The sequence below is a fragment of the Saccharopolyspora indica genome (assembly GCF_027853965.1).
Lineage (GTDB): Bacteria > Actinomycetota > Actinomycetes > Mycobacteriales > Pseudonocardiaceae > Saccharopolyspora > Saccharopolyspora indica.
Map to the genome: position 1 here is coordinate 24,721 of NZ_JAQGLB010000003.1, position 24,442 is coordinate 49,162.

At 72.4% G+C, this 24,442-nt stretch carries 20 protein-coding genes; 12 read left to right on the forward strand and 8 right to left on the reverse strand.

What is annotated here, in order from left to right:
- Positions 1-24: 24 nt before the first annotated feature.
- The 10 genes from OU416_RS07535 to OU416_RS07580 are packed head-to-tail and all read left to right on the forward strand — an operon-like array spanning position 25 to position 13,562.
- Positions 25-708 (forward strand): hypothetical protein, encoded by a 684-nt coding sequence (locus OU416_RS07535; protein ID WP_270926115.1) that lies wholly within the window; start codon positions 25-27, stop codon positions 706-708.
- Between the two features lie 3 nt (positions 709-711).
- Complete coding sequence (locus tag OU416_RS07540) at positions 712-1,053, forward strand: LysM domain-containing protein (protein ID WP_270926116.1); 342 nt, start codon at positions 712-714, stop codon at positions 1,051-1,053.
- The gene (locus tag OU416_RS07545; RefSeq protein ID WP_270926117.1) at positions 1,046-2,185 is read left to right on the forward strand and encodes a hypothetical protein; all 1,140 of its coding nucleotides are present in this window, start codon (positions 1,046-1,048) and stop codon (positions 2,183-2,185) included. Before OU416_RS07540 ends, OU416_RS07545 begins: the two co-directional genes overlap by 8 nt.
- A gap of 15 nt (positions 2,186-2,200) precedes the next feature.
- Positions 2,201-2,719: a phage baseplate assembly protein V gene (locus OU416_RS07550; RefSeq protein ID WP_270926118.1), complete on the forward strand. Its 519-nt coding sequence runs from the start codon at positions 2,201-2,203 to the stop codon at positions 2,717-2,719.
- A gap of 9 nt (positions 2,720-2,728) precedes the next feature.
- Entirely contained in the window at positions 2,729-3,067 is a 339-nt protein-coding gene (locus tag OU416_RS07555) for a hypothetical protein (RefSeq protein WP_270926119.1), read from the forward strand.
- The gene (locus OU416_RS07560) at positions 3,064-3,435 is read left to right on the forward strand and encodes a GPW/gp25 family protein (protein ID WP_270926120.1); all 372 of its coding nucleotides are present in this window, start codon (positions 3,064-3,066) and stop codon (positions 3,433-3,435) included. Before OU416_RS07555 ends, OU416_RS07560 begins: the two co-directional genes overlap by 4 nt.
- Positions 3,432-6,497, forward strand: coding sequence for a putative baseplate assembly protein (locus OU416_RS07565; protein WP_270926121.1), 3,066 nt, complete (start codon positions 3,432-3,434; stop codon positions 6,495-6,497). Before OU416_RS07560 ends, OU416_RS07565 begins: the two co-directional genes overlap by 4 nt.
- The gene (locus OU416_RS07570; protein ID WP_270926122.1) at positions 6,494-10,105 is read left to right on the forward strand and encodes a putative baseplate assembly protein; all 3,612 of its coding nucleotides are present in this window, start codon (positions 6,494-6,496) and stop codon (positions 10,103-10,105) included. The genes OU416_RS07565 and OU416_RS07570 overlap by 4 nt, the downstream gene beginning before the upstream one ends.
- Positions 10,102-12,204 (forward strand): hypothetical protein, encoded by a 2,103-nt coding sequence (locus OU416_RS07575; RefSeq protein ID WP_270926123.1) that lies wholly within the window; start codon positions 10,102-10,104, stop codon positions 12,202-12,204. Before OU416_RS07570 ends, OU416_RS07575 begins: the two co-directional genes overlap by 4 nt.
- 11 nt (positions 12,205-12,215) lie before the next feature.
- Entirely contained in the window at positions 12,216-13,562 is a 1,347-nt protein-coding gene (locus tag OU416_RS07580; RefSeq protein WP_270926124.1) for a DUF6519 domain-containing protein, read from the forward strand.
- Here the strand turns inward: OU416_RS07580 and OU416_RS07585 are convergent, their stop codons facing one another.
- The 8 genes from OU416_RS07585 to OU416_RS07620 form a co-directional block, all read right to left on the reverse strand.
- Positions 13,563-14,894, reverse strand: coding sequence for a YcaO-like family protein (locus OU416_RS07585; protein WP_270926125.1), 1,332 nt, complete (start codon positions 14,892-14,894; stop codon positions 13,563-13,565).
- A complete protein-coding gene (locus tag OU416_RS07590) occupies positions 14,881-15,906 on the reverse strand; it encodes a TOMM precursor leader peptide-binding protein (protein ID WP_270926126.1) in 1,026 nt (341 codons plus the stop codon). Before OU416_RS07590 ends, OU416_RS07585 begins: the two co-directional genes overlap by 14 nt.
- A 14-nt stretch (positions 15,907-15,920) precedes the next feature.
- The gene (locus OU416_RS07595; RefSeq protein WP_270926127.1) at positions 15,921-16,619 is read right to left on the reverse strand and encodes a SagB/ThcOx family dehydrogenase; all 699 of its coding nucleotides are present in this window, start codon (positions 16,617-16,619) and stop codon (positions 15,921-15,923) included.
- A 610-nt stretch (positions 16,620-17,229) separates the two neighbouring features.
- Entirely contained in the window at positions 17,230-17,988 is a 759-nt protein-coding gene (locus OU416_RS07600; RefSeq protein ID WP_270926128.1) for an ABC transporter permease, read from the reverse strand.
- Complete coding sequence (locus OU416_RS07605) at positions 17,985-19,136, reverse strand: ABC transporter substrate-binding protein (RefSeq protein ID WP_270926129.1); 1,152 nt, start codon at positions 19,134-19,136, stop codon at positions 17,985-17,987. Before OU416_RS07605 ends, OU416_RS07600 begins: the two co-directional genes overlap by 4 nt.
- Positions 19,133-19,846, reverse strand: coding sequence for an ABC transporter ATP-binding protein (locus OU416_RS07610; protein WP_270926130.1), 714 nt, complete (start codon positions 19,844-19,846; stop codon positions 19,133-19,135). The genes OU416_RS07605 and OU416_RS07610 overlap by 4 nt, the downstream gene beginning before the upstream one ends.
- On the reverse strand, positions 19,822-20,895 hold the full coding sequence (locus OU416_RS07615) for an acyl-CoA dehydrogenase family protein (protein WP_270926131.1): 1,074 nt from the start codon (positions 20,893-20,895) through the stop codon (positions 19,822-19,824). Before OU416_RS07615 ends, OU416_RS07610 begins: the two co-directional genes overlap by 25 nt.
- The gene (locus tag OU416_RS07620) at positions 20,892-21,434 is read right to left on the reverse strand and encodes a DUF4242 domain-containing protein (protein ID WP_270926132.1); all 543 of its coding nucleotides are present in this window, start codon (positions 21,432-21,434) and stop codon (positions 20,892-20,894) included. Before OU416_RS07620 ends, OU416_RS07615 begins: the two co-directional genes overlap by 4 nt.
- A 284-nt stretch (positions 21,435-21,718) precedes the next feature.
- Between OU416_RS07620 and OU416_RS07625 the strand changes: the two genes are divergently transcribed.
- The gene (locus OU416_RS07625) at positions 21,719-22,294 is read left to right on the forward strand and encodes a TetR/AcrR family transcriptional regulator (protein WP_270926133.1); all 576 of its coding nucleotides are present in this window, start codon (positions 21,719-21,721) and stop codon (positions 22,292-22,294) included.
- A gap of 119 nt (positions 22,295-22,413) precedes the next feature.
- Entirely contained in the window at positions 22,414-24,402 is a 1,989-nt protein-coding gene (locus OU416_RS07630; protein WP_270926134.1) for a hypothetical protein, read from the forward strand.
- The last annotated feature ends 40 nt before the right edge of the window (positions 24,403-24,442 follow it).

Here is a 24,442-nt window from a genome sequence, read left to right on the forward strand (position 1 = left end):
ACCACCGCAACGATTGGATGCCAAATGACTCGGTACGCAGACATCCCCAAGCCCATCCGTTCCGGCATTGTTGTTGTTGATCCTGAGCGGGGGACGCCGCAGCGGATCATTGTGTTGCAGTTCAACCCTGATGCGTTGGAGCGGTCTGTGTCTCCTCAGGCTGCTGGAGGTGAGGGGGATGGTGGCGGTGGGGGTAGTGGGGGTGGGGACAAGAACGAGGCGCTGAGGTTGAAGGGGCCTGCTCAGGAGACTTGGAAGATCACTGCTGAGCTGGATGCCACCGATCAGTTGGATGTTGCTGCGCCGCACGGGATTCATCCTCAGCTCGCCACGCTGGAGATGCTCGTGCAGCCGACGACCGCCAAGTTGCGGGAGGCCACGAGGCTTTCGAAGAACGGGGCCATCGAGATCAGTCCGATCGAGATGCCGCTCACTCTGTTCACGTGGGGCAGCAAGCGGGTTGTTCCGGTGAAGCTAACTGAGATGTCGGTGAACGAGTCCGCTTTCGACGTCAACCTCAATCCCATCCGGGCCAGTCTGAGCCTGGGGATGAAGTTGCTGACCGTGAGCGATCTGCCCGCCGGGCATCGGGGTGCCGAGCTGTACATGGCTCACCTGGCTCAGAAGGAGCGGATGGCCGGGGTGGCCGCGCAGGGGTCGCTCGGGGCTATGAGGCTCGGGAACCGGGACATCGGATTGGGGAGGTAGGGCGTGATCGAGCCGTTCGAGAGTGCGCTGGATTCCGTGCCCGGGTCGCATCCGTATCCGCGGACCAGCCGGTACCACGATGCCGAGATCGGCGTGCACCGGCAGACCGACGGGACCGAGGTCCGGTACGTCAAGCGCCGCCTCCTGCCGGAGCTCGACCACGAGCACGCCGAGGCGCACGTGGTCAGTGCCGGGGAGCGGCCGGATCACCTGGCGCAGCGGTACTTCGGGGATCCCGGGCAGTGGTGGCGCATCGCCGATGCCAATCCCGTGCTCGACCCGCGGGAGCTGACCGACGAGGCGGGGCGGGTCATCGCGATACCGGACGGGTTCGACCATGTCTGAGGTTCCCGTCGGGCAGGGCCCGGTTCACCTGAGCCTCCGGATGGGGCCCAAGCTCGCCCGGCCGGTGCCGCCGGAGGTGACCGCGGCGCTGCTGTCGGCGCAGATCACCAGCACCGCCGGGGAGCGCAGCGGGTTCCAGCTGGCCTTCGACCTCACCAAGAAGGGCCGGATCATCCAGCGGCTGCTGCCCGAGGGGTTCTTCGACCCGAAGACCCGGATCATCGTGTCCATCTCGATCCGGGCCACACCGGTCGTGCTGCTCGACGGGTTGATCGTGCGCAACGAGGTCGGTTCCAGCAACCAGCCGGGGCAGTCGACGCTGACCATCACCGGCGAGGATCTCACGCTGCTGCTCGACCTCGAAGAGCGCGCCGACCGGTATCCCAACCTCGCGCCCTCGCAGCGCGTCGAGCGGATCCTGCGGAAGTACGCCGATTACGGCATCGAGCCGCGCATCGTCGGCGAGCAGATCCACCAGCCACCGCAGGAGCAGCTGCGGGTGGACTACCAGTCCAGCACCGATCTGCAGTACGTCAACGACCTCGCGCACGCCAACGGCTACACCTTCTACCTCGAACCCGGGCCCCGGCCCGGCCGCTCCACCGCCTACTGGGGCCCGGAGAAGCGGCTCGGGCAGCGGCAGCACGCGCTCAACGTCAACATGGGTGCGAACTCCACTGTGGACCAGTTGACCTTCGCCTACGACGGGACCGCGCGGGAGCAGCCCGAAGCGCGCGTGCAGGACCCGTCGACCCGCGACATCACGCTGCTGCCCGATCCCGACATCGGCCCGCTGCGGCCTCCGCTGGCCCGTCGGGCCTCCCCCGCGCTCAAGCGGAAAGCGCTGCCCGGCACCGCGAAGATGGATCCCGAGCGCGCCCGCGCGCAGGCGCTCGCGCGGGCCGCGACCTCGGCCGACGCCATCTCCGGCTCGGGGCAGCTCGACGTCAACCGGCACGGGTACGTGCTGCGGCCCCGGGAGCTGGTCGGGGTGCGCGGGGCGGGCGTGACCTACGACGGCGACTACTACGTCAAGTCCGTCACCCACAACCTCCGGGTGGGTTCCTACCAGCAGAACTTCACGCTCTCCCGCGAAGGGCTGGTGGCCGGCAGCGACCGGGTCCGCCCCTAGGCAAGGAAGGAACGCATGGCCGACGCACCGAACAGCCGCTTCCTCGGCAAGTTCCGGGGTCGCGTGATGGACAACGCCGATCCGCTGGGCATCGGCCGCATCACCGCGCAGGTCCCCGACGTGCTCGGCGACCTGACCTCGACGTGGGCCCTGCCGTGCCTGCCGTTCACCGGGCGCGAAGCCGGGCAGTACGTGGTGCCGGAGATCGGCGCCGGGGTGTGGGTGGAGTTCGAGCAGGGCGATCCGAGCTTCCCGATCTGGACCGGCTGCTGGTACGGCGACCGGGCCGAGCTGCCGCCCGATGCGCGGAAGGACGACCGGCCGGTGGTGATCCAGACGCCGGGCAACCACAAGGTGCTGATGTCGGATGCGCCGGGCGGCGACGGGATCCTGCTGCGCGCGCCCAACGGCGCCTACGTCCAGATCGACGAGAAGGGCGTGACCATCGGCACCGGCCAGGGCGCGGTCATCGAGCTCGCCGGCGACGAGGTCAACATCAACCAGGGGCGGCTGATCGTGCCCAGACGGCGATAGGGGGAAGCCTTGACCGGACGCGGGAACTTCATCCACGCCTCCACCGCGCTGCACTGCCCGCACGGCGGGCTGGTCGTCACCGCATCCGCTGCCGCGGCGGTCCGCGTCGACGGGCAGCCGGTGCGCACCGCCGGGGACGTGTTCGCGGTGCGCGGGTGCCCGAACGTCGCGCGCGGGCGGCCTGATCCGTGCCTGACGGTGCGGTGGAGCCCGCCGCGGGACGCGGTGCTGATCGACGGTGTGCCGGTGCTGCTGGACTCCACCGACGGGCAGTGCTTCGGGGCCGATCTGCTGCCGCGCGGCCGACCGGTGGCGCGCACGGGTGGTCAGGAGGTGGGTTGCCGGTGAAGCGCACCGACATCGCCTTCCCCTATCGCATCGACCAGCGCGGGCGGACCGCGCGGTCCGGGCACGACGCGCACGTGCGGGATCTCGTCGAGCAGCTGCTGTTCACCAATCCCGGTGAGCGGGTGATGCGCCCGGACTTCGGGTGCGGGCTGCTGGACGTGGTCTTCGCGCCCAACAGCCCGGAGCTCACCGCGACGCTGGAGCTGTCGGTGCACGCCGCGGTGCAGCGGTGGCTCGGTGAGCTCGTCGAGGTCGAGGCGCTGGACATCGTGGCCGACGAGGACACCGTGCGGGTGCGGATGCAGTACCGGGTGCGGGCCACCGGCAGCCGCCGGGACGAGGAGTTCGAGGGGCGTGGTGCGGTGTGAGCACCGATGCGGAGCTGCGCTGCGGCACCGACGGCAGGCGCGAGAAGGTCCGGGAGCACCGGTTCGGCGGGGTCGACGCGGTGGAAGCGGCCGACGACGGCCGCACGCTGGTGGTCACCTTCATCGGCAAGGCGCCGCACGGGGTGGGCCCGGAGAACGTGCGCATCGACGGCGGCAGGCGGATCACCGGCATCGAGGTGCTGCGGGTCGAGGTCGAGCGGGAGGAGGATCCCGAGCTCGACGACCTGATGCGCGTCACCCTCGACCGCACCGGCGACACCGCGCGCTACCGCCTGTCCATCGTCGGCGCCGACCCGCACGGGCGGCCGGGGACCGAGCCCTACCCCGGTTTCGACCAGCGGTACTTCAGCGCCGAGTTCACCTTCCGGCCCGGCGGGCCGACCCCGTTCGACTGCGCCGAGGAGCCCGGCTGCCCGCCGGAGGAGCCGCCGGCGCCGCTGATCGACTACACCGCGCGGGACTACTCCACGTTGCGGCAGCTGCTGCTGGACCGGCTCGCGCTGACCACTCCTACCTGGACCGAGCGGCTGGCCCCCGATCTCGGGATGACGCTGGTCGAGTTGTTCGCCCACGCCGGTGACCAGCTCAGCTACCAGCAGGACGCGGTGGCCACCGAGGCCTACCTGGACACCGCGCGCCGCCGGGTGTCGGTGCGCAGGCACGTGCGGCTGATCGACTACGCCATGCACGACGGGTGCAACGCGCGGGCCTTCGTGGTCGTCGGCACCGCGGAGGACCTGCTGCTGGAGCCGGGCACGTTCCGCTTCGCCGCCATCGACGCCGGGCCGCGCGGCCCGCACGACCCGCCGGAGCCGGGCCCGGTCATCGACGAGCGCGAGCTGGGCCTGCTCGACGAGCAGGACTCGGTGGAGGTCTTCGAGCCGCTGTCCGGCGATCCGCTGCGGCTGCTCCGGGCGCACAACGAGATCCGGTTCTGGACCTGGGGCGACGAGCTGTGCCGGTTGCCGCGGGGAGCGACCGCGGCGACGTTGCGCGACGAGTGGACGGGTGACGGCCGTGCGCTGGACCTGCGGCCCGGTGATCTGCTGGTGCTGGAGGAGGTTCGGGGCGCGCGCAGCGGCACGCCCGGTGATGCCGATCCGGCGCACCGCCAAGCCGTGCGGCTGACGTCGGTGACACCGGATGTCGACGAGCTGCTGGATCAGCCGGTGCTGGAGGTGACCTGGGCGCGCGAGGACGCGCTGACCTTCGGCTTGTGCCTGTCCACCGCGGGTGGTTTCGACTGCTCCCCGGTGCCGGACGTGAGCGTGGCGCGCGGCAACGTGGTGCTGGTCGATCACGGCCGCACGCAGAACAACCCCGAGATCGCCACCGTGCCGCCGGAACCCGCGGTGCTGCCCAGGTGCGAGCCGGGCTTCGGCTGCCACGACCGCACCGACGGCAACGAGCCCGCCGAGCTCATCGGGGCGCTGATCGACAAGACGCGGCGCCGGTCGCTGGCGGTCAAGGACGTGCGGGAGCTGCACGCGGTGCTGGGCATCGCGGCGACCGAGCGGGCCGGCATCGGGCTGGAGAACGCCGGGCGGCGGCGCCAGCAGGTCGTGCCCGCGACCACCCACGCGCAGGCCGACGCCTTGCGGCGGCTGCTGGCCCAGTCGGTGTACCCGGGGATCAAGCCGCGGTTCCGCCCGGTCCTGCAGCGCTCCCCCGTCGCGCAGGCGGTGCCGTTCCCCGTCGCCGGGCACATCGCGGCCGGGCAGGCCGCGCGGCTGGCGGGGATTCCCGGACGGGTGCAGCAGCGACTGGTCGAGCTGTGGCGGAGCGCGCGCGAGGACGGCCTCAACGAGGACGAGATCGACGAGCTGGCAGCGCTTTTCGGTTCCCGGTTCGCCGAGCGGTTGCGCCTGCGGCCGGTGCCGGTGCTGCGGGAGCTGCTGCACCTCAGCGACGAGCTGCTGGTGGCCAAGCGACGTCGTCTGGACGTGCTGACCGCGCGGGCGCGGGCGGGCACGGTCCTCGGGCCCGACATCGCCTGGGAGATCGCCTGCGGCTGGGGCCTGCGCTACGCCGAAGGCCTCGAACCGGCCGAGCCGGTGCTGCACGGTCCGGCGACCGCGGTGGTGCAGGATCCGCGGGCCGCGCTGCCCGCCGTGCGCATCGTCGATGGCGACGAGGTGTGGACGCCGCGCCGGGACCTGCTCCGCAGCGGCCCGCGCGACCGGCACTTCGTCGGCGAGCTCGACGACGACGGGCGATTGGTGCTGCGCTTCGGCGACGGCCGCTACGGGGCCGAGCCGAAACCCGGAGCCCGCCTGGAGATCGGCTACCGGCTCGGCGGTGGCGAGGCGGGCAACGTCGGCGCGGAGGCGATCAACCGGCTCGTGGTGCGGTCCGGGCCGCTGCCCGCGGTGCAGGTGCGCAACCCGCTGCCCGCCGTCGGCGGCACCGAGCCCGAGCCGGTCGAGCAGGTCCGCCAGCTCGCCCCGCTGGACCTGCGGCGCACCCGGCTGCGCGCGGTGACGGCCGAGGACTACGCGGCGGTGGCCGGGGAGCTGCGCGGCGTGCAGCGGGCCGCGGCGGAGCTGCGCTGGACCGGCAGCCAGCAGCAGGTGCACGTCGCGATCGACGCCGAAGGCAGCGGCGAACCCTCCCCCGGGCTCCTGGCCGAGGTCGGCGACCACCTGCGGCGCTACCGCCGCATCGGCCACGAGCTGATCGTGCGGCCCGCGCAGCGCGTGCCGCTGGACCTCGCGCTGCGGGTGTGCACGGAGCCGGGGCACCAGCGCGGGCAGATCATCGCCGAGCTGCGGCGGGTGTTCGGCAGGCACGGCTTCTTCCACCCGGACGCGCTGAGCTTCGGCGAACCGGTGCGGGTGAGCCGGCTGGTCGCGGCGGCCACCGCCGTGCCCGGGGTGACCGATGCGCGCGTCACCCGGCTGCGGCGGTTGTTCCACGGCGATGCCGGGGAGCTGGCCGACGGCCTGCTGCGGGTGCACGGCCTGGAGATCGCCTGCTGCGACAACGATCCCGAGCACCCGGAAAACGGCGTCCTCGCACTGGACTTCGGAGGTGAACGGTGAGCTGCACCTGCGGTTGCGGCGGTCACGACGAGCGCCACGCCCCGTCCCCGCCGCACAACCCACCCGGCCGCGCAGCCCTGGACTACCGCGTCGGCGTGCACGGCACGTTCCTGGCGGCGATGCTCGACCGGCTGGCTTCCCCGGCGAACCCGGCGCTGCGCGGGCTGACCGTGCGCACGACCGACGATCCGACCATCGGGTTGCTGGACGCGGCGGCCGTGCTCGGGGATCTGCTGACCTTCCACTCCGAGCGGATCGCCGACGAGGGCTACCTGGGCACCGCCGACGACGAACGCTCCCTGGCGCTGCTGGGCAGGCTGGTCGGGCACAAGCCGAGGCCGGGCGTCGCCGCCGACACCTACGTGGCCTACACCGTCGAGCGGGATCCACGCGGCGAGGACACCCCGGTGCTGATCCCGCGCGGTGCTCGCAGCAACAGCGTGCCCAGCGCGACCGAGCACGACGCCCAGACCTTCGAGACCAGCGAGGACCTCACCGCGCACTGGGCGTGGAACCGGCTGCGGGTGCGGCGGCGCAGGCCCGCGCTGCTGACCCCGGAGGACCTGAAGCAGCGCTCGGAGCTGTTCGTGGCCGGTACCACGACTTCGTTGCGCACCGGGCAGAAGCTGCTGTTCGACTTCGGCCGCACGCGGCTGCTGCTGCCGGTCGGCGACGTGCGCGTCGACCGGGACGAGGACATCACCGCGATCACCCTGCCGCAGTCCCCGAAACCCACGCTGGCCGAGTTGCAGGCCGAGATCGTCCAGTGGATCACCCCGGCTTCGGGCGAGCCCGGCCCGGAGCACCCGAACCCGCGCCCGGTGAGCAGGCTGATCGAGGAGTTCGACCTCCAGGTGCTGGCTCCGCTGCGCGCCGAGCTGCCGGGCATCACCTCGCCCGCGCAGTTCGCGCAGCGGCTCGCCGGACCGCTGGAGCGGTTGGCCGAGGCGGAGGTGCTGGCCGATCCGCATCCGCAGGTCGCCGAGTGGTTCGGCCGGTTGCACGCGGTGCTCACCGAGTTGCGCGACCGCGCCGCCGACCTGGCACCGGTGGCGGTGCTGCCGCCCCGGTCGCCCAGCAGGCCGCCCGGCTCCCCGCAGGCTCCGCCGGAGCTGCTGGGCGAGCTGCTGGCCATGCAGGTCACCGCGACGCCGTTCGGCGCGACCGCGCCGCTGCAGCCGGTGCAGGACGACAACGGCCGGGTGGTGCGGCAGAGCGACTGGCCGCTGCCCGGCGGAACGCTCACCAGCGTGCGCATCGCCATGGACGCGGCGGGCAATGAGCTGGTGCGCGCCGAGTTCCAGCGCACCGAGTCCGGTGGCGGGTGGCAGCACGTCGAGCAGCTGCCCGCCGAGGAGGTCTCCTTCGACCTCGGTCCCGGACGCGTCGAGCTCTCCAGCCGCAGGGAGACGACGCTCGGCAAGCTGGGCGTGCGCAACGGCCAGCCCCGGCCGGGCGTGGAGGCGCGGCTGCTGCCCGAGCTCCCTTCGTGCCGCCTGTTCATCTCCCGCCCGGACGACCAGAAGTCGGTGCATGTCAGCATCCACAACGGAGCGCCGCTGGAGCTGGACCTGGCGCCGCAGGAGGAGGCGGTCTCACCGTTCGGGCCCTACCAGGTCACCGTGCGCTACACCGCCGGGAGCGAACCGGCCGCCGTCGAGATCGCGCTGTCCACCAGCCCCACCGACGGCCGCACCGTGCTTCCGCTGGACGGGGTGCACGACGAGATCACCGCGGGCAGCCGGATCGTGATCGAGCGCCCGGCCAAGGGAAAACCCGGTGGAGTGCCCGGCGATCGCGCGTTGGCGTTCGTGGTCACGCACGTCATCGCGGTGCGCACGATGTCCTACGCGCGGTACGGCATCACCGGTCGCGGCACGGTGCTGACGCTGGCCGATCCGTGGCTGGACGAGCACGACACGCAGCTCTCGCACATCCGGGATACCACGGTGCACGCCGCCGGTGAGCCGCTGCGGCCTGCCGACGAGCCGATCGACGAGGACCTGCACGGCAACGCGATCGAACTCGCCGATCTGCACGACGCGTTGCGACCCGGGCGGCGGTTGATCGTGTCCGGGCCGCGCGCCGACCTGCCCGGGCACGCCACCGAGGCCGTGGTCATCGCCGAGGTCGAGACGATCCAGGACCCGCAGCTGCCGGGCGATCACCCGCACACCGCGCTGACGCTGACCACCGACCTCGAGCACCGCTACCGCCGGGATTCCGTCGTGGTGCGCGGAAACGTCGTGCCCGCCACGCACGGCGAGAGCCGCGATGAGCCCATCGGCAGCGGTGATGCCGCGAAGACCCACCAGAGCTTCGCGCTGTGGCAGTCACCGCTGACCTGGTTGCCCGCGAACAACCCGCTCGGCGCCACCCCGACCTTGGAGGTGCGGGTCGACGGGCTGCGCTGGCACGAGGTGGACAGCCTCGCCGGGCGCGGCCCGGACGAGCGGGTGTACGTCACCGGCAGCGCCGCCGACGGGCGCACCACGGTGACCTTCGGCGACGGGGTGCACGGTGCGCGGCTGCCCACCGGGCACGAGAACGTGCGGGCGCGCTACCGGTTCGGCACCGGCAAGGCCGCCAACGTCGGCGCGGAGCGCATCACCCAGGCGGTCACCCGCCCGCTGGGCGTCACCGCCGTGACCAATCCGCTGCCCGCCACCGGCGGTGCGGACGGCGACGGGCCCGCCCAGACCCGCCGCACCGTCCCGCTGGGGGTCTCTGCCCTGGACCGGCTGGTGTCGCTGCGGGACTACGAGGACTTCTCCCGCTCCCGCGCCGGAGTGGGCCGCGCCTCGGCCCGCCGGGTGTTCGACGGCAGGCGCGAGCTGCTGCACGTGACCGTCGCCGGTGTCGACGACATCCCGATCGACCCCGACTCGGACCTGCTGCGCTCATTGCGGGCTTCGCTGCTGCGGTACGGCGACCCCCGCCTGCCGATCCGGGTCGAGCCCCGGGAACTGGTGCGGCTGGTCGTCGAGGCGAAGGTGAAGCTGCTCCCCGACCACTCCTGGGACTGGGTGCACCCGCGCCTGCGCCGCGCCCTGCTGACCGAACTCGGCTACCCCGGAAGAGAACTCGGCACTCCAGCCCACCTCTCAGAGGTACTGGCCACCGCCCACACGGTACCCGGAGTGTCCCATGTGGACGTCGATGTGTTCGGCGCGTCCGCCCTGGAACGAGGTGAAGGGCACCTTTCGCCGACTAAGCTGGCGAAAGGTGCCCTTCACGCCGATCTCCTTCGGGTGAGGAGCGATTCGGGTGGTGCGCGCACTACTCGAACGGGCAGAGGTGAAGGGCACCTTTCGCCAAGTATGTTGGTGAAAGGTGCCCTTCACGCCGAAGATTCCGTTGCTGCGACGGTGCCTGCCCGGCTCGCGGAGCACGTCGAGGAGCGGTACCGGCTCAGCGAGGTCGAGACGTTGACCAGCATCGCCGCGCGGCACGGGATCAGCACTGCCGATCTGCTGCGGCTCAACCCCGACATCACCGACACCCGGCCGCTGCCGGCCGGGCGGACGGTGTTCGTGCACCGCGGAATCCGGCCCGCGCAGCTGGCGCTGCTGGACGCCGACACGCTGACCCTCACGGAGGAGCGATGAGCAGGGATCCGGACGCGCTCGCGCGGCTGCTGCCGGAATGGCACCGGATGCGCGACGCCGAGCAGGGCGAGCCGCTGCGCGAGCTCCTCGGCATCGTCGGTGAGCAGCTGGACCTGGTGCGCGAGGCGATCGAGCAGCAGTACGACGACTGGTTCGTGGAGACCGCCGCCGAGTGGGTGCTGCCCTACCTCGGCGACCTGGTCGGCTACGACCGGTTGCCGGGCTACGAGCGGGTGTCCACCGCGGGCCTGCGCGACGGCGCCGATCCGGCGCAGGCGCGGCGGCGGCTGGCCGAGGCGCTGGCACCGCGCCGGGACGTGGCCGCCACCGCCGGAAACCGGCGCCGCAAGGGCACTCTCGCGCTGCTGGAGGAGCTGGCTGCCGACACCGCGGGCTGGCCCGCGCGAGCCGTCGAGCTGTCCCGGCTGGTCGCGCACTCGCAGCCGATCCGGTTGCTGGGCCCGCACGTCCGGCCGCGCGGCGGGCTGGCGGACGTGCGCCACGGCACCGCGCTGGACCTCGCGAACGGGCCGTTCAGCGAGATCGCCCGAACCGCGGACGTCCGGCGCGCTGGCTCCCGCCACCGCCCCGGTGGCCTCACCCCGGCCGGTGTGGGCGTGTTCGCATGGCGGCTCAAGCCGTACTCGGTGACCAACGCGCCCGCCTACTGCATCGACCGCACCCACGGCCACTACACGTTCTCCGTGCTGGGCAACGACACCCCGCTGGTGACCAAGCCGGTGCCGGAGCCGTCGACCAGCCACGTCGCCACCATCGACAACGTGCCCGCGCCGTTGCGGCGCAAGCAGGTGGCCGACCGGCTGGCCGACTACTACGGACCGGGCAAGAGCTTCTCGCTGCACCTCGACGGGCCGGACCGGCCGGTACCGCCGTCGCGGATCGCGATCGCCGACCTCTCCGACTGGCGCTACCGGCCGCGCTACGGGCAAGTGGCCGTGGACCCGGTGCTGGGTCGCATCGCCTTCAGCACCCGCCAGGCCCCGCACCTCGGCGTGTCGGTGACCTACCACCACGCGTTCTCCACCGAGCTCGGCGGCGGCGAGTACCCGCGCGAGCCCGGAACACCGCCCGCGGCGAAGGTCTACCGGGTCGGCCCCGACGAGCTGATCATGGACGCCTACCGGGCCTGGCGCGAGGAACCGCGCCGCCCCGAAGCCGTCATCGAGATCGCGCACAACGGCACCCACCAGGAACAGCTGGACTTCGAGCTCACCGCGGGCGACCGGCTGCAGATCCGCGGCGCCGAGGGCTGCCGCCCGGTGCTGCGGCTGCCCGACACCCACAGCAACCGCCCCGACGCGCTGACCATCCAGGTCCCGGCGGAAGCCGCCGACGACCGGCCGCGGGTCGTCGTGGACGGACTGCTCATCACCGGCCGCGGCATCCGGGTCACCGGACCGCTGGAAGCGCTGGTGCTGCGGCACTGCACGCTGGTGCCCGGCTGGTCGCTGCAGGACGACTGCGAACCGCAGTGGCCCGCCGAACCGAGCCTGCTGCTGGAACGCACCACCGCGTGCGTGCAGGTCGACCGCTGCGTGCTGGGCACCATCTCGGTGATCGGCGACGAGGTCAGCACCGATCCGCTGCCGATCCACATCCGCGACAGCATCGTCGACGCCACCGACCGCGAGCTGCCCGCCCTGTCGGCACCCGACTGCCGGCACGCGCACGCCACGCTGCACGCGCACCGCAGCACGTTCTTCGGCGAGGTGCACGCCCACGCGGTGCGCATCGCCGAGAACAGCATCGTCACCGGCCGGTTCCGGGTGGCGCGGCGCGGAATCGGCTGCCTGCGCCACACCTACGTACCTCCCGGGTCGCGCACGCCCCGCCGCTACCGCTGCCCGGCGGACCTGGCCCCGGTGCGCCCGGTGTTCGCCTCGCGCCGCTACGGCACGCCGGACTACGCGCGGCTGACCGACGACTGCCCGGCCGAGATCCGGCGCGGTGCCGAGGACGGCTCCGAGCTCGGCGTGTTCCACGACCTCTACGAACCGCAGCGGGAGGACAACCTGCGAGCGCGCCTCGCCGAGCACAGCCCCGCCCGCTGCGACGTCGGCCTGATCTTCGCCTCCTGAAAGGACCTGCCATGCACGCAGACTTGTCCCGGATCACCTTCCACCCGGAGCGCGGCTACTCGGCGGTGATCGCCCAGCAGGGCCGGGTCCAGGTCGACGCCGACCTCAACGAGCAGGTCCTCAACCAGCTCTACCAGCACCGGATCGCGCTCGTCGACCTGATCGGCCCGCACGGCGGTCCGGCCGCCTCCGCCGGGTTCAAGATCGAGCGCCTGGCGGGCAGGCACGGACTGGACGACCTGTCCATCGGGCCGGGCCGCTACTACGTCGGCGGCATCCTCTGCGACGCGCACCGGCCCGAACCGGGGATCCCGGTGCCGGAGGAAGGCGATCCCGCGCCACCGGATCCGCCGGGCCCCTGGACGTACTGGGACCAGCCCGACGGGTTCCGCGACCCGGAGCTGCCCGGTGACCGGCTGCCCGCCGAGGCGCCGTACCTGGTGTACCTGAAGGTGTGGGAGCGGCTGGTCACCGCGGCCGAGGACCCCGAGCTGCGGGAAGTCGCGCTGGGCGCGGACACTTCGGCGCGGATCAAGGTGGTCTGGCAGGTGCTGGCGCTGCCGAGCTCGGAGCTCCAGGTGCGCAACGCCGACGCGCCGATCGGCGCGGTCGAGCAGTCCTTCGACGAGTGGGTGCGCGGGCGCGCCGAGAACCCGGCCCGGCTCGCCGTCCGCGCGCAGCGGCCCGACGACGCCGACGATCCGTGCGTGCTGCGGCCCGATGCGCGCTACCGCGGGCCCGAGAACCAGCTCTACCGCGTGGAGGTCCACGACGGCGGTCCGGCGGCGGAGGCGACCTTCAAGTGGTCGCGGGAGAACGGCTCGGTCGTGTTCGGCGTCGACGACGTCGACGGCACCTGGGTGGACCTGGCGTCGCTGGGCGGCGACACCAAGCTCGACCTCGACGTCGGCGACTTCGTCGAGTTCCTCGACACCGCCCTCACCAGCCGCCGGGAACCGCGGCCGCTGCTGCGCGTCGAGGAGCTCGACCTGCCGGAGCGGCGGGTGCGGCTGTCCGCGGAACCGGCCGTCCCGCACCGCCCGGAGCGGCACCCGTTCCTGCGCCGCTGGGACCACCACGGCACCCGCGGCGGAGCGGTCCCGGTCGAGGAGGGCCGGTGGCTCCCGCTGGAGGACGGCGTGGAGATCTTCTTCCACCGCACCGAATCCGAGTACCGCAGCGGTGACCACTGGATCGTGCCCGCCCGCACGGCCACCGGCGACGTGGAGTGGCCGACCGATCCGGCCGGGCGCCCGCTGCTGCGGCCGCCGCTCGGCGTCGTGGAGCACTACGCGCCGCTGGCCTGGGTGGCCGGTGAGCAGGTCGTCGACATGCGGCTGACCTTCGGCATGACCTGATCACGGGTAGGGATGCGGTCGTTGGTTGCTGAATCCGCCGTAGGCGTCGAAGCGGGGATGCCGCAGCGGCGGCGCGCCGGGCAGCGAGAGCAGCAGCACGTCCGGCGACCACACCCGCTGGGCGTGGAAACCGAGCTGCTGGACGTCGGGAGTCGTGAGGTCGGCGTGCAGCAGGCGTTTCCCGGAATCGCGGAAGGCGGCGATCAGGTGCCGGGCTGCTTCGGACGGGTCGGTGGTGGTGTCGGCGGGCAGGTCGGAGGCCTGCGACGAGGTGCAGTTCGCGAACCGCTCCTCGACCACCTGGGCGTTGACCGGGTCCGCGTAGTGCGCGATGTTGCTGTCCAGGTCGAAGAAGCCCGGTTCGGCGGGGCCGTCCTGCCACGTGCCCAGGGCGACCATCGCCGACGCTTCGACGAGCGCCTTGTACATCGCTGCGGTCAGCTTGCCGTCCGTGCCCAGTCCCAGCACGATCGCCGGGCCGTGCCCCGCCCGCCCGCGGACCAGGCAGGCGACCGTGAAGCCGGGGAGGTCGGGGCTGGGCAGGAGGTGGAACTCCGGGTCGGGGAACCGCGGGCTCCAGTGCTCGTCGACGAGGTGGCGCAGGGCTCGCGTCCGCCGGTCCCAGCCGATCCGGGCGGAGGGCACCGCGGTGTGCCAGTGCCCCATGACCGCGTCCAGCTGGACGAGCTCCTGGAGCGCGTTGAGCAGCGCTTTGACCGGATCGGTGTGCACCGCCGTGCCGGTCGTCACCGCGCTCTGGACGTACGGCTCACCGTCGTGGTCGCGAATCTGGTAGCCCACCAGCAGCAGTTGCGCGGGGACGAGCAGGTCCTCGCCGCCGACCAGCGACGTCATCGGCATCCAGCTCATCGGCGCATCGGGATCGAACGGTTCGAAGGGGAAGTCCGGATCGGCGAACTGGAGCTCGGCGAAGACTTCCAGCGCCGTCGTGCCGACGACCGGCTCACCGCTGGCCACCAGATCGCTGCGGGCGGCGAAGACGAAGTTCTCGCGCTGGTGCGCGGGGAACGCGAAGTGCGAGTAGCGCTCGACCGATTCGGCGATGGTGCGGATCCGGTTGTCCTCGACGTCGGGACCGCAAGCGCCGACGTGCAACGAGCCCGGCCGCACCGGTGGCGCACCGACGAGCTGGTGGAGGCCCCGGGGTTCGGTCGCGGTGAGCGCGAAGCGCAGCCCGTGGCGCCTGCGGAAGGTCGTGCCGAGGTTGGGCACCAGCCCGCACACGGGACTCACCGCGCGGCGGGCGAGCTCGTCCGCCTGGGCGCGCTTCGGCAGGGTGCGGTGCGCGAGCGCCAGGTCAGTTCCGCTCATCGAGCCACGCCTTCACGTCGAAGTACAGCGACGTCTCCGCCAGCTGCGGAGCCGGCGCGCAGACGCGGCAGCCGGGCAGCGGGAGCACCTCGTTGACCGCGATCTCCCACGTCGGCAGGTGCAGGCCGAGCGTCTTGCCCGCGGTGAAGCTCGATCCGGTGCGGGCGAAGTTGATGACTTCCAGGGCCAGGTAGGAGGTGAGCAGCCCGGTCACCGCGGGCAGCAGCGGTGGGCGGCCCCCGTTCGCCGCCGCGCGCGCCAGGGCGCGCTTGTAGCGGAGGTAGCCGTCGGCATTGATCAGTCCCATCAGGACACGGGTCTCGAAGCAGGCGTAGCAGGCGGTGGCCCCGGGCAGGAAGGTCGGCCCCACGTGCAGGAACGGCCCGTCGATCACCCCGTGGATCCACGGGATCCGCAGGTGCAGGGCGATCCGGTTCAGCAGGTCCAGGCGCACCGGGTCGATGCGGGTGTCGGCCCACACCAGCAACGATCCCCGCCAGTGCTCGAGCGGTTCCAGCCGCTCGCGCAGGCTCAGCGGGTGGTCGGCCCAGCCGGTGTCGTCGAGCAGCTGCTGGAGATCGGTCCCGCCCGCGGTGCCCAGCGCTGGATCGCTGCTGGTCAGCATTCCGTTCAGCTGCTCGACGAGGTCACCGTCCCCCAGCAGCCGCACCACCGGTGGCTCGGGCGGGGTGGCCGGGCGCAGCACGTGGGCGTAGTCGTCGAGGTAGTGGTCCAGCGCGGATCGCGGGGTGTCCTCGATGGCGTCCAGATCTCGCAGGTAGGCCACCAGCTGGTCGACCTCCGCGCGGCTCGTCCCCGCGTCGTCGGCGAGGTCGTCGAGCGCCGTGCCGTCCAAGCCGTTGATCAGGGTGAAGAGCCGTCCCGATGCGGACTGGTCGCGGATGGTGTGCGAGAGCGAGTTCCACACGCCCGAGCGCAGTTCCACCTCGTCGGGGCTGTGCGGGACGATCGAGAAGGACCGCTTGAGGCGGGGAGCACCGGTGAGGTGCATGTGCCGTACTCCAATCACGCTTCGTCGGGGCGGCCGATGAGCACCGCGTGCAGGAGCGTTCGGTAGAGACCGTCCAGCCCGAGCGCCCGGCTCGCCGGCTCGTCGTAGAAACCGGCCCAGTCCGTGCTGGCCAGTCCGAGTGAGTTCGCCGCGAGGTGGAGGTGCTCGGACATCGCACCGGCTTCGTGCAGCACGAAGCGCAACCCCCGGGCGCCGTACTTGCGCATCGACCGCCACGGCCGTCCCACCAGGAGCGCGATGCAAGCGGCCTCGCGCGCGGTCCCGCCGAAATCGCCCAGGCCGTCGGCGAACAGCGCCTGAACCGCGGTGGCACCGCCGTAGTGGTCGAACGCGTCCAGCCTGGGCGCGAAGCGGTAGGCACCGCGGTCGAGCCCGGTCACCCGGAGCGCGACGACGTGCAGCTCCACCGGGAACAGCCCACCGGCGCTGGGCACCGCGCGGCCCGGAACGCGCCGGGTGCCGTCGGCCGGATGCGTGCAGCCGCCCGCGGCGCGCACCAACGTGGCGATCTCCGCCAGGTCGACGGGTTCTGCGCTGAACGACCGGGCGCTGACGCGCCGCTGGATGAGCTCGTCCAGGCTGCGGTCCAGCGGTGACGACGCGGGCAGGTCGACCCGCTCCTCATCCGGCACCGATTCCACGTCGGTCCGGGCGATCAGGGCCGTGAACGTCTCGTCGAGGTAGTCGGCCACCGAATTCGCGGTTTCCCGGTCGTGCCGGTGCAACCGCGAGGCGAGCAGGAATTCTTCGGCCGGCCGGACCTGTTCGGCGCACCCGAGGTGGGCGTGCCGAACCTGATTGGGCCGGTAGGCCGTCGAATTGAACCACGGCGTCGCCGCGGAAAAGGAATTGGCGTGCAATGCCAGCGGAACAAGTTCGTTCTCGACCGCCACGACTTCCCCGTTCTCGGTCTGACCGGCGCCCCGGGCGGGAGAACGCTCGCACCCGGGGCTCTTCAGCGACTTCCGCTACTTCTTGGCTCGCGCGGGACGCGTCGCGGCGGAGGAGCTGGAGGCGCATCCCGCAGCGGCCATCGCCGGTGTCCTTTCCTGGCCACTGCGCGCAGCACTGCGGTTTTCCCTCGTGGACGAGACCTGGAGCTTCATACGAACCACCCTCGCATTCTCGGCATCGGCCGGTTGATCGACCGGCGCGATACTAGCCACGGATTTCCGCGACGAGACGCACGAGCAAGATCATCTACCCGTCGGAATGAAAAACCTCCCTCGGGTGGTGGCACTCTTGCGGGAGAACGTGCGATCGGATTCAATTCCCGCGCGGTCGGCCGCGGAATTGCGCGAGCTACCGCCGGTGGGCGAGCGCGCGGCGGGCGATGCCGTCGAGGAGGTAGCCGAGCACGCCGATCACCAGGATGACGGCCATCATCTGGTCGTAGGCGAGCTGGTCGCGGGCGTTGAGGATCTGGTAGCCGAGCCCGGAATCGACGCCGAGCATCTCCGCCGGGACGAGCACCACCCAGGCGATGCCGAGCGCAACCCGCACACCGGTGAGGACGTGGCCCCGGGAAGCGGGCAGCACGACGCTGGTCAGCACCTCGGTCCTCGTCGCGCCGAGCGAGCGGGCGACGAGCCGGTGCCCCGGGTCGACGGCGTGCACGCCCGCAGCGGTGTTGAGCACGATCGGCCACAGCGCCGCGGCCGCCACCAGGAAGACCACCGGCCGGTGCCCGATGCCGAACAGCGCGACGGCCACCGGCGCCCACGACAGCGGCGACACCATGCGCAGGAACTGGAAGACCGGCCGGGTGGCGCGCTCCAGCGCCGCCAGCGACCCGACCGCGAAGCCCAGCGGCACGCCGATCGCGGCGGCGATCAGCAGCCCGCCGAGCAGCCGCCACAGGCTCGCCGCGATGTCGCCGAACAGCACGCCGCGCCGGGCCAGGTCGGCGATCGCGGGAACGGCGTGCTGCGGCGCGAAGGAGTTCAGCAGCCTGTCCTCACCGGCCAGCACGGTGGTGAGGAACCACCACAGCAGCACGGCGAGGGCGATCGCGGTGGCCGGCGCGATCCAACGCGCGCGGGACGGCGGTGAGACGGTCACGCCGGGTTCACCTCTTCGGTGCGGTGGAGGTCGTGGGGCAGCCCGAACGCGGCGGGACCGCCGAGCCGGTCGATGGACCTGCGCACGAAGCGGTCGTCGACCAGCTGGCCGTGGGCGAGGTCCGGGTCGATCCGCCGCAGGAACGCGGTGTCGCCGTCGACCGCGGTGCCGTGCATCGCGCGGATCAGACCGGCGGTGTAGCCGGGGAACGGGAAGGGCTGGAACCCGATCCGCTGGCCGGACCACTCCGGGTGGTGCAGGCCCGAGCCGTCGTAGGTCAGCGCCCTGGTGATCGCGGGCAGCGGCTGCGGCAGGTAGCGGTCGCCGGAGAGCACGCGCGCAGCGCGCCCGCGGTCTTGCTCGATGCTCAGCTGGGCGAGGGCGATCGAGTCGACCAGCGCCTGCACCCGCAGCGGATCGCCGTCCAGGAGGTCCTGGTGGGCCAGCACGACGCAGCACGCGTGGTCCCGCCACACGTCGCCGATGAAGCGGTGGATGCGCCCGATCCCCTTGATCTCCGCGACGGCGTTGAACGGATCGGCGACGACGTAGCCGCCGATGGATCCGCTGTCCAGCGCGGGCACCATGTCCGCCGGGCTCATCACCACCAGCTCGACGGTTCCGGCCGCGGCGGACGGTTCCTCGCGCACCACCGGCCGCAGCCCGGCCCGCCGGAGCACGTCCTGCAGGACGATGTTGTGGATCGACCACCAGTACGGGATCGCCACCCGCCGCCCGGCGAGCTCGTCGAGCGAGCGGATGTCGCGGCGCACGGTCAGCGAGGAGCCGTTGGTGTGGTTCCAGGCCAGGATCCGCACCTGCTCCCCCAGCGAGTACCGGAGCTGGACGGCGAAGGGCATCAGCAGGTGGACGACGTCGACCTGCCTGCTCAGGAACGCCTCGGCCAGCGACGCCCAGCCGCGGAACCGCACCGGCCGCTCGACACCGGCACCCGTCGCGTCGAAGAGCCCGCTGCCGTGCGCCACCAGCAGCGGCGCGGCATCGGTGATCGGCAGGTACCCGACGCGCAGCCGATCGCTCGGGGCCACCGTGCGGCGGGTTGCGTGCGCGGCCAGGTCGGCGATGCCCACCAGGCCGCCGAGCGCGCCGAGCGCCGCACCGCCGCGCAGCAGCGTGCGCCGGTTCACGACACGCCCGCCTTCTCGTAGTGCGCCAGCATTTCCCCGCGGAGCGCACCGTTGTCGGCGCCGTTCTCCCAGACGCGGCCGATCGCACCCGAGCCGTCGAGCAGCGCGATGCGGTCGCCGACCAGCAGCGCCTCGTCCACGTCATGCGTGACCAGCACCGTGGTCAGCTCCAGCTCCCGGGTGGTGGTGCGCAGCCACCGCTGGAGATCTCCCCTGGTGCCCGGGTCGAGCGCGCTGAACGGCTCGTCGAGCAGCAGCAGGCGCGGGCCGATCGCGGCGGCGCGGGCGATCGCGACGCGTTGCGCCTGGCCGCCGGAGAGCTGGTCGGGATGGGAATCGGCGAGGTCGGCCAGCCCGAACCGGGCCAGCAGCCGATCGGCCCGGTCGGCCTCGAAACGCCCTCTGTTGGCGCGGTAACCGCCGCCCAGGCGCACGTTGTCCCGCACGGTCAGCCACGGCATCAGCAGCGCCTGCTGGAACACGACGCCGGTGGGCGGCCTGCCGCCTGCGCCGTCACCCCACTCGACGGTTCCGGCGTCGAGCGGCTCAAGTCCGGCGAGCACCCGCAGCAGCGTGGACTTGCCGCCGCCGCTGGGCCCGACGACCACGAGGAACTCGCCGTCGGCCACCTCCAGGTCGAGGTCGTGGAAGAGGGTGCGCGGCCCGTAGGTCTTGCCCGCGCCGATCACGCGGACCGCGAGAGTTCCCACCTCAACTGCCCTTCGGTCGGAGCCTGCACGGGGAGGAACGCCGCCTCGCGCAGCCGCCTGCTGGTCGCGCTGCCCGCGACGTAACCGGCACCACCGCTGATCGCGGCTTCCAGCCGGGTGGCGTCCCCGGCGACCCGCGCCGCGTCGAGCCGCAGTTGCAGCAGCTCGCGGTCGCCGGCCCGCCGCGGATCGCGGGCGTGCTCGAAGAGCCGCCGCCGCACGGACTCGTGCCTGCCGTCCACGTCGGCGAGGTCCGGGCCGAACTCCGCGTTGAGCCCGGTGAGCCGCTTCCTGGACTGCTCCCGGGACACTCCGGCCAGCCCGCTGCAGAAGGCGCTCTGCACCAGCAGGAACGTCGGCCGGAAGGAGCGGACGAAGCCGGTCAGGTCCTCGCTGAGCACCGCGTCGGCGGGGATCTCGACGCCGTCGAGGCTGATCGAGGAGGACGCGGTCGCGCCCAGCGCCAGCAGTTCCGGAGCGGTGTGCACGGTGACGCCCGGATCGCCGGTCCGCAGCTGCACGACCACACCGCTGCCGTCGTCGAACCGGGCCGGGACGACCACGAGCGCCTCGTCGAAGAGGTTCGAGGCCCACCTGATCGGCCCGTCCAGCCGGACGCCGCCGGTGGTGCGCGTGGCGATCACCGGCACCGGTTCCAGACCGGCGACGTGCCGCATCGCCGGTGCCATCGCCGTCGCGCCGACGACCGTTCCCCGCGCCAGCGCGGGAAGTTCCCGGGCCGCCGCCGGCCGGTCGCTGCCGCGGCCGAGGTATTCGATCACCATGCGCTGCGCCCACAGCGCGAAGCCGGAGCTCAGGCAGCCGGCCGCGACGTCCTCCACGACCAGTAGCATGGTGGCCAGCCGGTCGTCGGCGTTGTCGGGCGCGCCCAGGTCGAGCAGCCCGAGTTCGCCGAGCAGCCGGAGTCCCGGGCGGACGTCGCAGTCGCCCCGGTCCACTTCGGACGCCTTCCGGGCGAAGAACTCCAGCACGTCCTGGCGGCCGGGGTAGTCGAGCGATGTGTCCAGCGTGGACGGTCGGGCGCTCATCGCTCGCCCCGCTCCAGCGCGTGCAGCCGGTCGATCGGGGTGTTGACGACTTCGCGCGCCTTGCGGACGATGCCCTCGTCCGGCGCGTCGTACAGGCACAGGCACTTGACCATGTCCTCGCGGACGTAGGTCCGCAGGAAGCTGACCTCGGGAACCTCGGCGTACTTCGGCGCGTTCGCCTTCTTCCGGCTCAAGTAGGTGTCCATGTCCAGGTCGGCCGGGAAGTCCCACTCGACCAGGTAGCCCGCCTTCGGCCGGGCCGCCTTGATCTCGGCCAGCTCCGCGCCGATCAGCCGGACCTGGTCCGGCCCCGCCACCTCGGCCGCCCCGGCCAGCCGCTCGGCGGTCAGGACGGTGCCCAGGCTCGCCGCATCCGCGGCCTCGACGACGACGAAGACCTGGTCGTGCGAGCCGGTGACCTGCGATTCGATGACCTCGCCGCCGGCCGACGACGCGGCTCCGCCGATCTCGCGCAGCAGCGCCTCGATCCCGTCGCGGCCGGCGTCGGCGGGCACGATCTCGTACAGGAACAGCGACATGCTTCTTCCCTCCGGAATTGGGGTTGGGCGAACACCGGACGACGGCGTGCGAACCCGTCCGCGCGGCGGTGAAGGCGCACCGGTGGACGAGGGGGTTCAGCCGATCCGGCCGATGAGGTGGTGAGAGGTGGCGCGAGCGCTCAGCCGCGGACAGGCGTACACGCGGCGCTGGTGACCCGGAGCAGGTCCACCTGGAGGCGCTCGACGAGTTCCACGTTCCGCATGCGCTCACCCTAGGCATAGACCGATCGTTCTGTCTACGCCGGTGGGCATAGGATGTGGTCGTGGCCTCATCAACACGAGCCGCAGCCGCACCGTCGGAGCGACTGCTGGCAGCGGCGGCGAAGCTGTTCCCGAAGGAGGGCATCCGCGCGGTCGGCGTCGACCGGGTCCTGGCGGAGGCCCAGGTGGCCCGTGCGAGCCTGTACCAGGCCTTCGGCTCCAAAGACGCGCTGATCGCGGCGTACGTGGACCGGCAGGACGAGCTCGACCGCGCCAGCTACGCCAAAGCCGTTGCCGGACTGGACGATCCGGCCGACCGGCTGCTGGCGCTGTTCGACCTCGCGCGCACGACCGCGAACAGGTCGCGCTTCCGCGGCTGCCTCTACCTCAACGCCGCCACCGAGTTCCCCGACCGGAAGCACCCCGTCGTCGCGGCCGTGGCCCGGCACCGCAGCTGGCTGCGCGACCTGCTGGTGACGCTGCTGACCGAGGCCGGGGCGCACGATCCCGAGCCGCTCGCTGAGCGGGTCCAGGTCATCTACGACGGAGCGGTCGCCGGATCCAAGCTCAGCCACAGCACCGAACCCATCGACACCGGCCGCACCCTGGTCGCCGAGATCCTCGCCGAGCTGCCGTGAGCGTTTCGGGGCGCCCCCGAAACGCTCGTGGCAGCTTTTTCCCTTCCGGACCACCACGCGAACGAGCCGAGTAACGTGGCTCACACCGGGGGAAGATCACTACTGCGGGGGTGCGGGGGATGGCCGAGCCGGGGAGGCTGACCGACAGCGCGTCGTTGACCCGGCGTCTGCTGTGGAACCGCCGGGTCGGGGAGCCCGCGGGCCCGCAGCCGGTGGTCGTGCTGCTGGGCCCCGCCGGCTCCGGCAAGACCGAGGCGCTGAACTCCATCTCGCGGGACTGCGGCAGCGGCGTCGTGCACAACCAGCCGCTGGACTTCGCCGCGGAGGCACCGACCACGGTCGAGGCGCTGGCCAAGATCGCCTTCGAGCTGTCCCGCCGCTGGCCGTCCCGCAAGCCACCGCGGTTCACCCGCTTCGCGCTGGGCCTGATCGCCGTGCACGCGGTGCTGCCGAACGACCGCGAGCAGGCCAGGGCCAAGATCGACCGGGCGATCCGGGAGTTCTCCCGGAACCCGTCCGCGGACCGGATCGCACAGATCGTCCAGGAGCTCTCCGACGCCGCCGAGCCGCTGTTCGACCCACTGCTGGCGGCGACCGTCAACCTGCTGCCCACCCTGATCCGGCACCTGGGGCGCAAACCGCTGTCCAACGCCAAGCGCTGGCACGCCGACATCCCCGAGGCCGAGGGCGCCGGCCCGCTGGACGCCCTGATCCAGCTCAGCATCCGGGCCAGGGCCGATTCCGCCGAGCGGACCAGCTGGCTGACCTCGGCGTTCCTGGCCGACGTGCGGGAGAGCCATCCGGTGCTGGCCAAACCCGAGCCCAAGAGCCCGTGCTCGTGCCTGAACCCGGCCCGCCAGCCGCACCTGCACAACTGGGTCGTGCTGCTGGACAACGTCGACCACGGCAACGGGTTCCGCTTCCTGGAGGACATCACCGCCGCCCGCGAACGGCACCTGCGCCAGCACGAGGAGCACGATCCGCTGCTGCTCGTCGCCACCAGCGGCCGCTGGCACCCGGAGTGGGAGTCCGACTGGCACCCGCCGTGGAAGTCGGTCGACAGCCTGCCCGACGACGTCTCGGTGGTGCCGCGCTGCCCGAGCACCGGTCACTGGCGCACCGATCCGGCGCAGCGGCGACCGACCGCGCCCTACCTCCCGGTGCTGCTGGAACCGCTGAAGATAGAGGAGACCGCCCGGATCCTCGGCACCGGCGTCCGCTCCCCCGCCGCCAGGCTCGCGCAACGCGCCAGCGGCGGACTGCCGCACGCCGTGCACGCGATCAAGGCCCTGCTCAACGGACGCGGGCTGGACCGGCAGCGGCGCGACGTGCTGTGGCCCGACGATCCGGCCGAAGCCCGCAGCTGCCAGGAACGCCTCGAAGAGCTGCGGCTCTCGCACCACCTGGTGGACGTCGGCATCGAGGAGTTCGTCACCGCCGCGGCGTGGGCCACCGCGCCGTGGCTGGTGCCCGCGGAGTCGGCGGGCCTGGTCTCGCAGCCGGAGATCGGACGCATCCTCACCGAACTGCGCACCGCGCTGTGGGTGATCGCCCCGGAACGCCGCGGCGGCACCGAGGACCACACCGTCATGCACCCGTGGATCGCCCGGACCCTGCTGTCCGCGCTGGCCGCCCGCACCGGGGAGCCGTCCTACGAGGTGCAGTTCCGGGCGATGCTGGAGGACTCCAGCGTGCGGCGCGATCCGGAGCGGCGCGCCTACTGCCTGCTGGCGCTGGGCGAGTTCTCCGCCGTCGTGGACATGCTGGAGGAGCGGTTCGACCGGATCCCGCACCAGGACTGGGTGGACCTGCTGACGCTGGTGACCGGAGCACCGGACGACAAACCGCTGGACCTCGGCCACGACGCGCTCTACCAGGCGCTGGTCGAGGAAGACCTGCGCGGCGGCGCCGAGGACCGCTCGATGGTGCGCAACGTGCTGGCCCGGCTGGTCGCGGCGGCCTGGCTGCTGGCCAACCCGCTGGTCGGACCGGACGACGAGCGCAAGCGCGTGGTGGCGCAGTGCTTCCGCGAGCTCGCCCCGCTGTCCCGGCGCTCCGACGTCGCCGCGCTCTACGAGGCCGCGCGCCAGACGGAAAGGCTCTTCTAGCAACCGACGGATTGGACCTGGCGATGACTCGATCACCCCA

Excerpts from the sequence above, each read along its gene's own strand:
- OU416_RS07545 (WP_270926117.1), top strand. The coding sequence starts at position 1,046 with ATGTCTGAGGTTCCCGTCGGGCAGGGCCCGGTTCACCTGAGCCTCCGG.
- OU416_RS07620 (WP_270926132.1), bottom strand. The coding sequence starts at position 21,434 with ATGTCGCTGTTCCTGTACGAGATCGTGCCCGCCGACGCCGGCCGCGAC.
- OU416_RS07580 (WP_270926124.1), top strand. The coding sequence starts at position 12,216 with ATGCACGCAGACTTGTCCCGGATCACCTTCCACCCGGAGCGCGGCTAC.
- OU416_RS07590 (WP_270926126.1), bottom strand. The coding sequence starts at position 15,906 with ATGCACCTCACCGGTGCTCCCCGCCTCAAGCGGTCCTTCTCGATCGTC.
- OU416_RS07630 (WP_270926134.1), top strand. The coding sequence starts at position 22,414 with ATGGCCGAGCCGGGGAGGCTGACCGACAGCGCGTCGTTGACCCGGCGT.
- OU416_RS07575 (WP_270926123.1), top strand. The coding sequence starts at position 10,102 with ATGAGCAGGGATCCGGACGCGCTCGCGCGGCTGCTGCCGGAATGGCAC.
- OU416_RS07615 (WP_270926131.1), bottom strand. The coding sequence starts at position 20,895 with ATGAGCGCCCGACCGTCCACGCTGGACACATCGCTCGACTACCCCGGC.
- OU416_RS07585 (WP_270926125.1), bottom strand. The coding sequence starts at position 14,894 with ATGAGCGGAACTGACCTGGCGCTCGCGCACCGCACCCTGCCGAAGCGC.
- OU416_RS07535 (WP_270926115.1), top strand. The coding sequence starts at position 25 with ATGACTCGGTACGCAGACATCCCCAAGCCCATCCGTTCCGGCATTGTT.
- OU416_RS07550 (WP_270926118.1), top strand. The coding sequence starts at position 2,201 with ATGGCCGACGCACCGAACAGCCGCTTCCTCGGCAAGTTCCGGGGTCGC.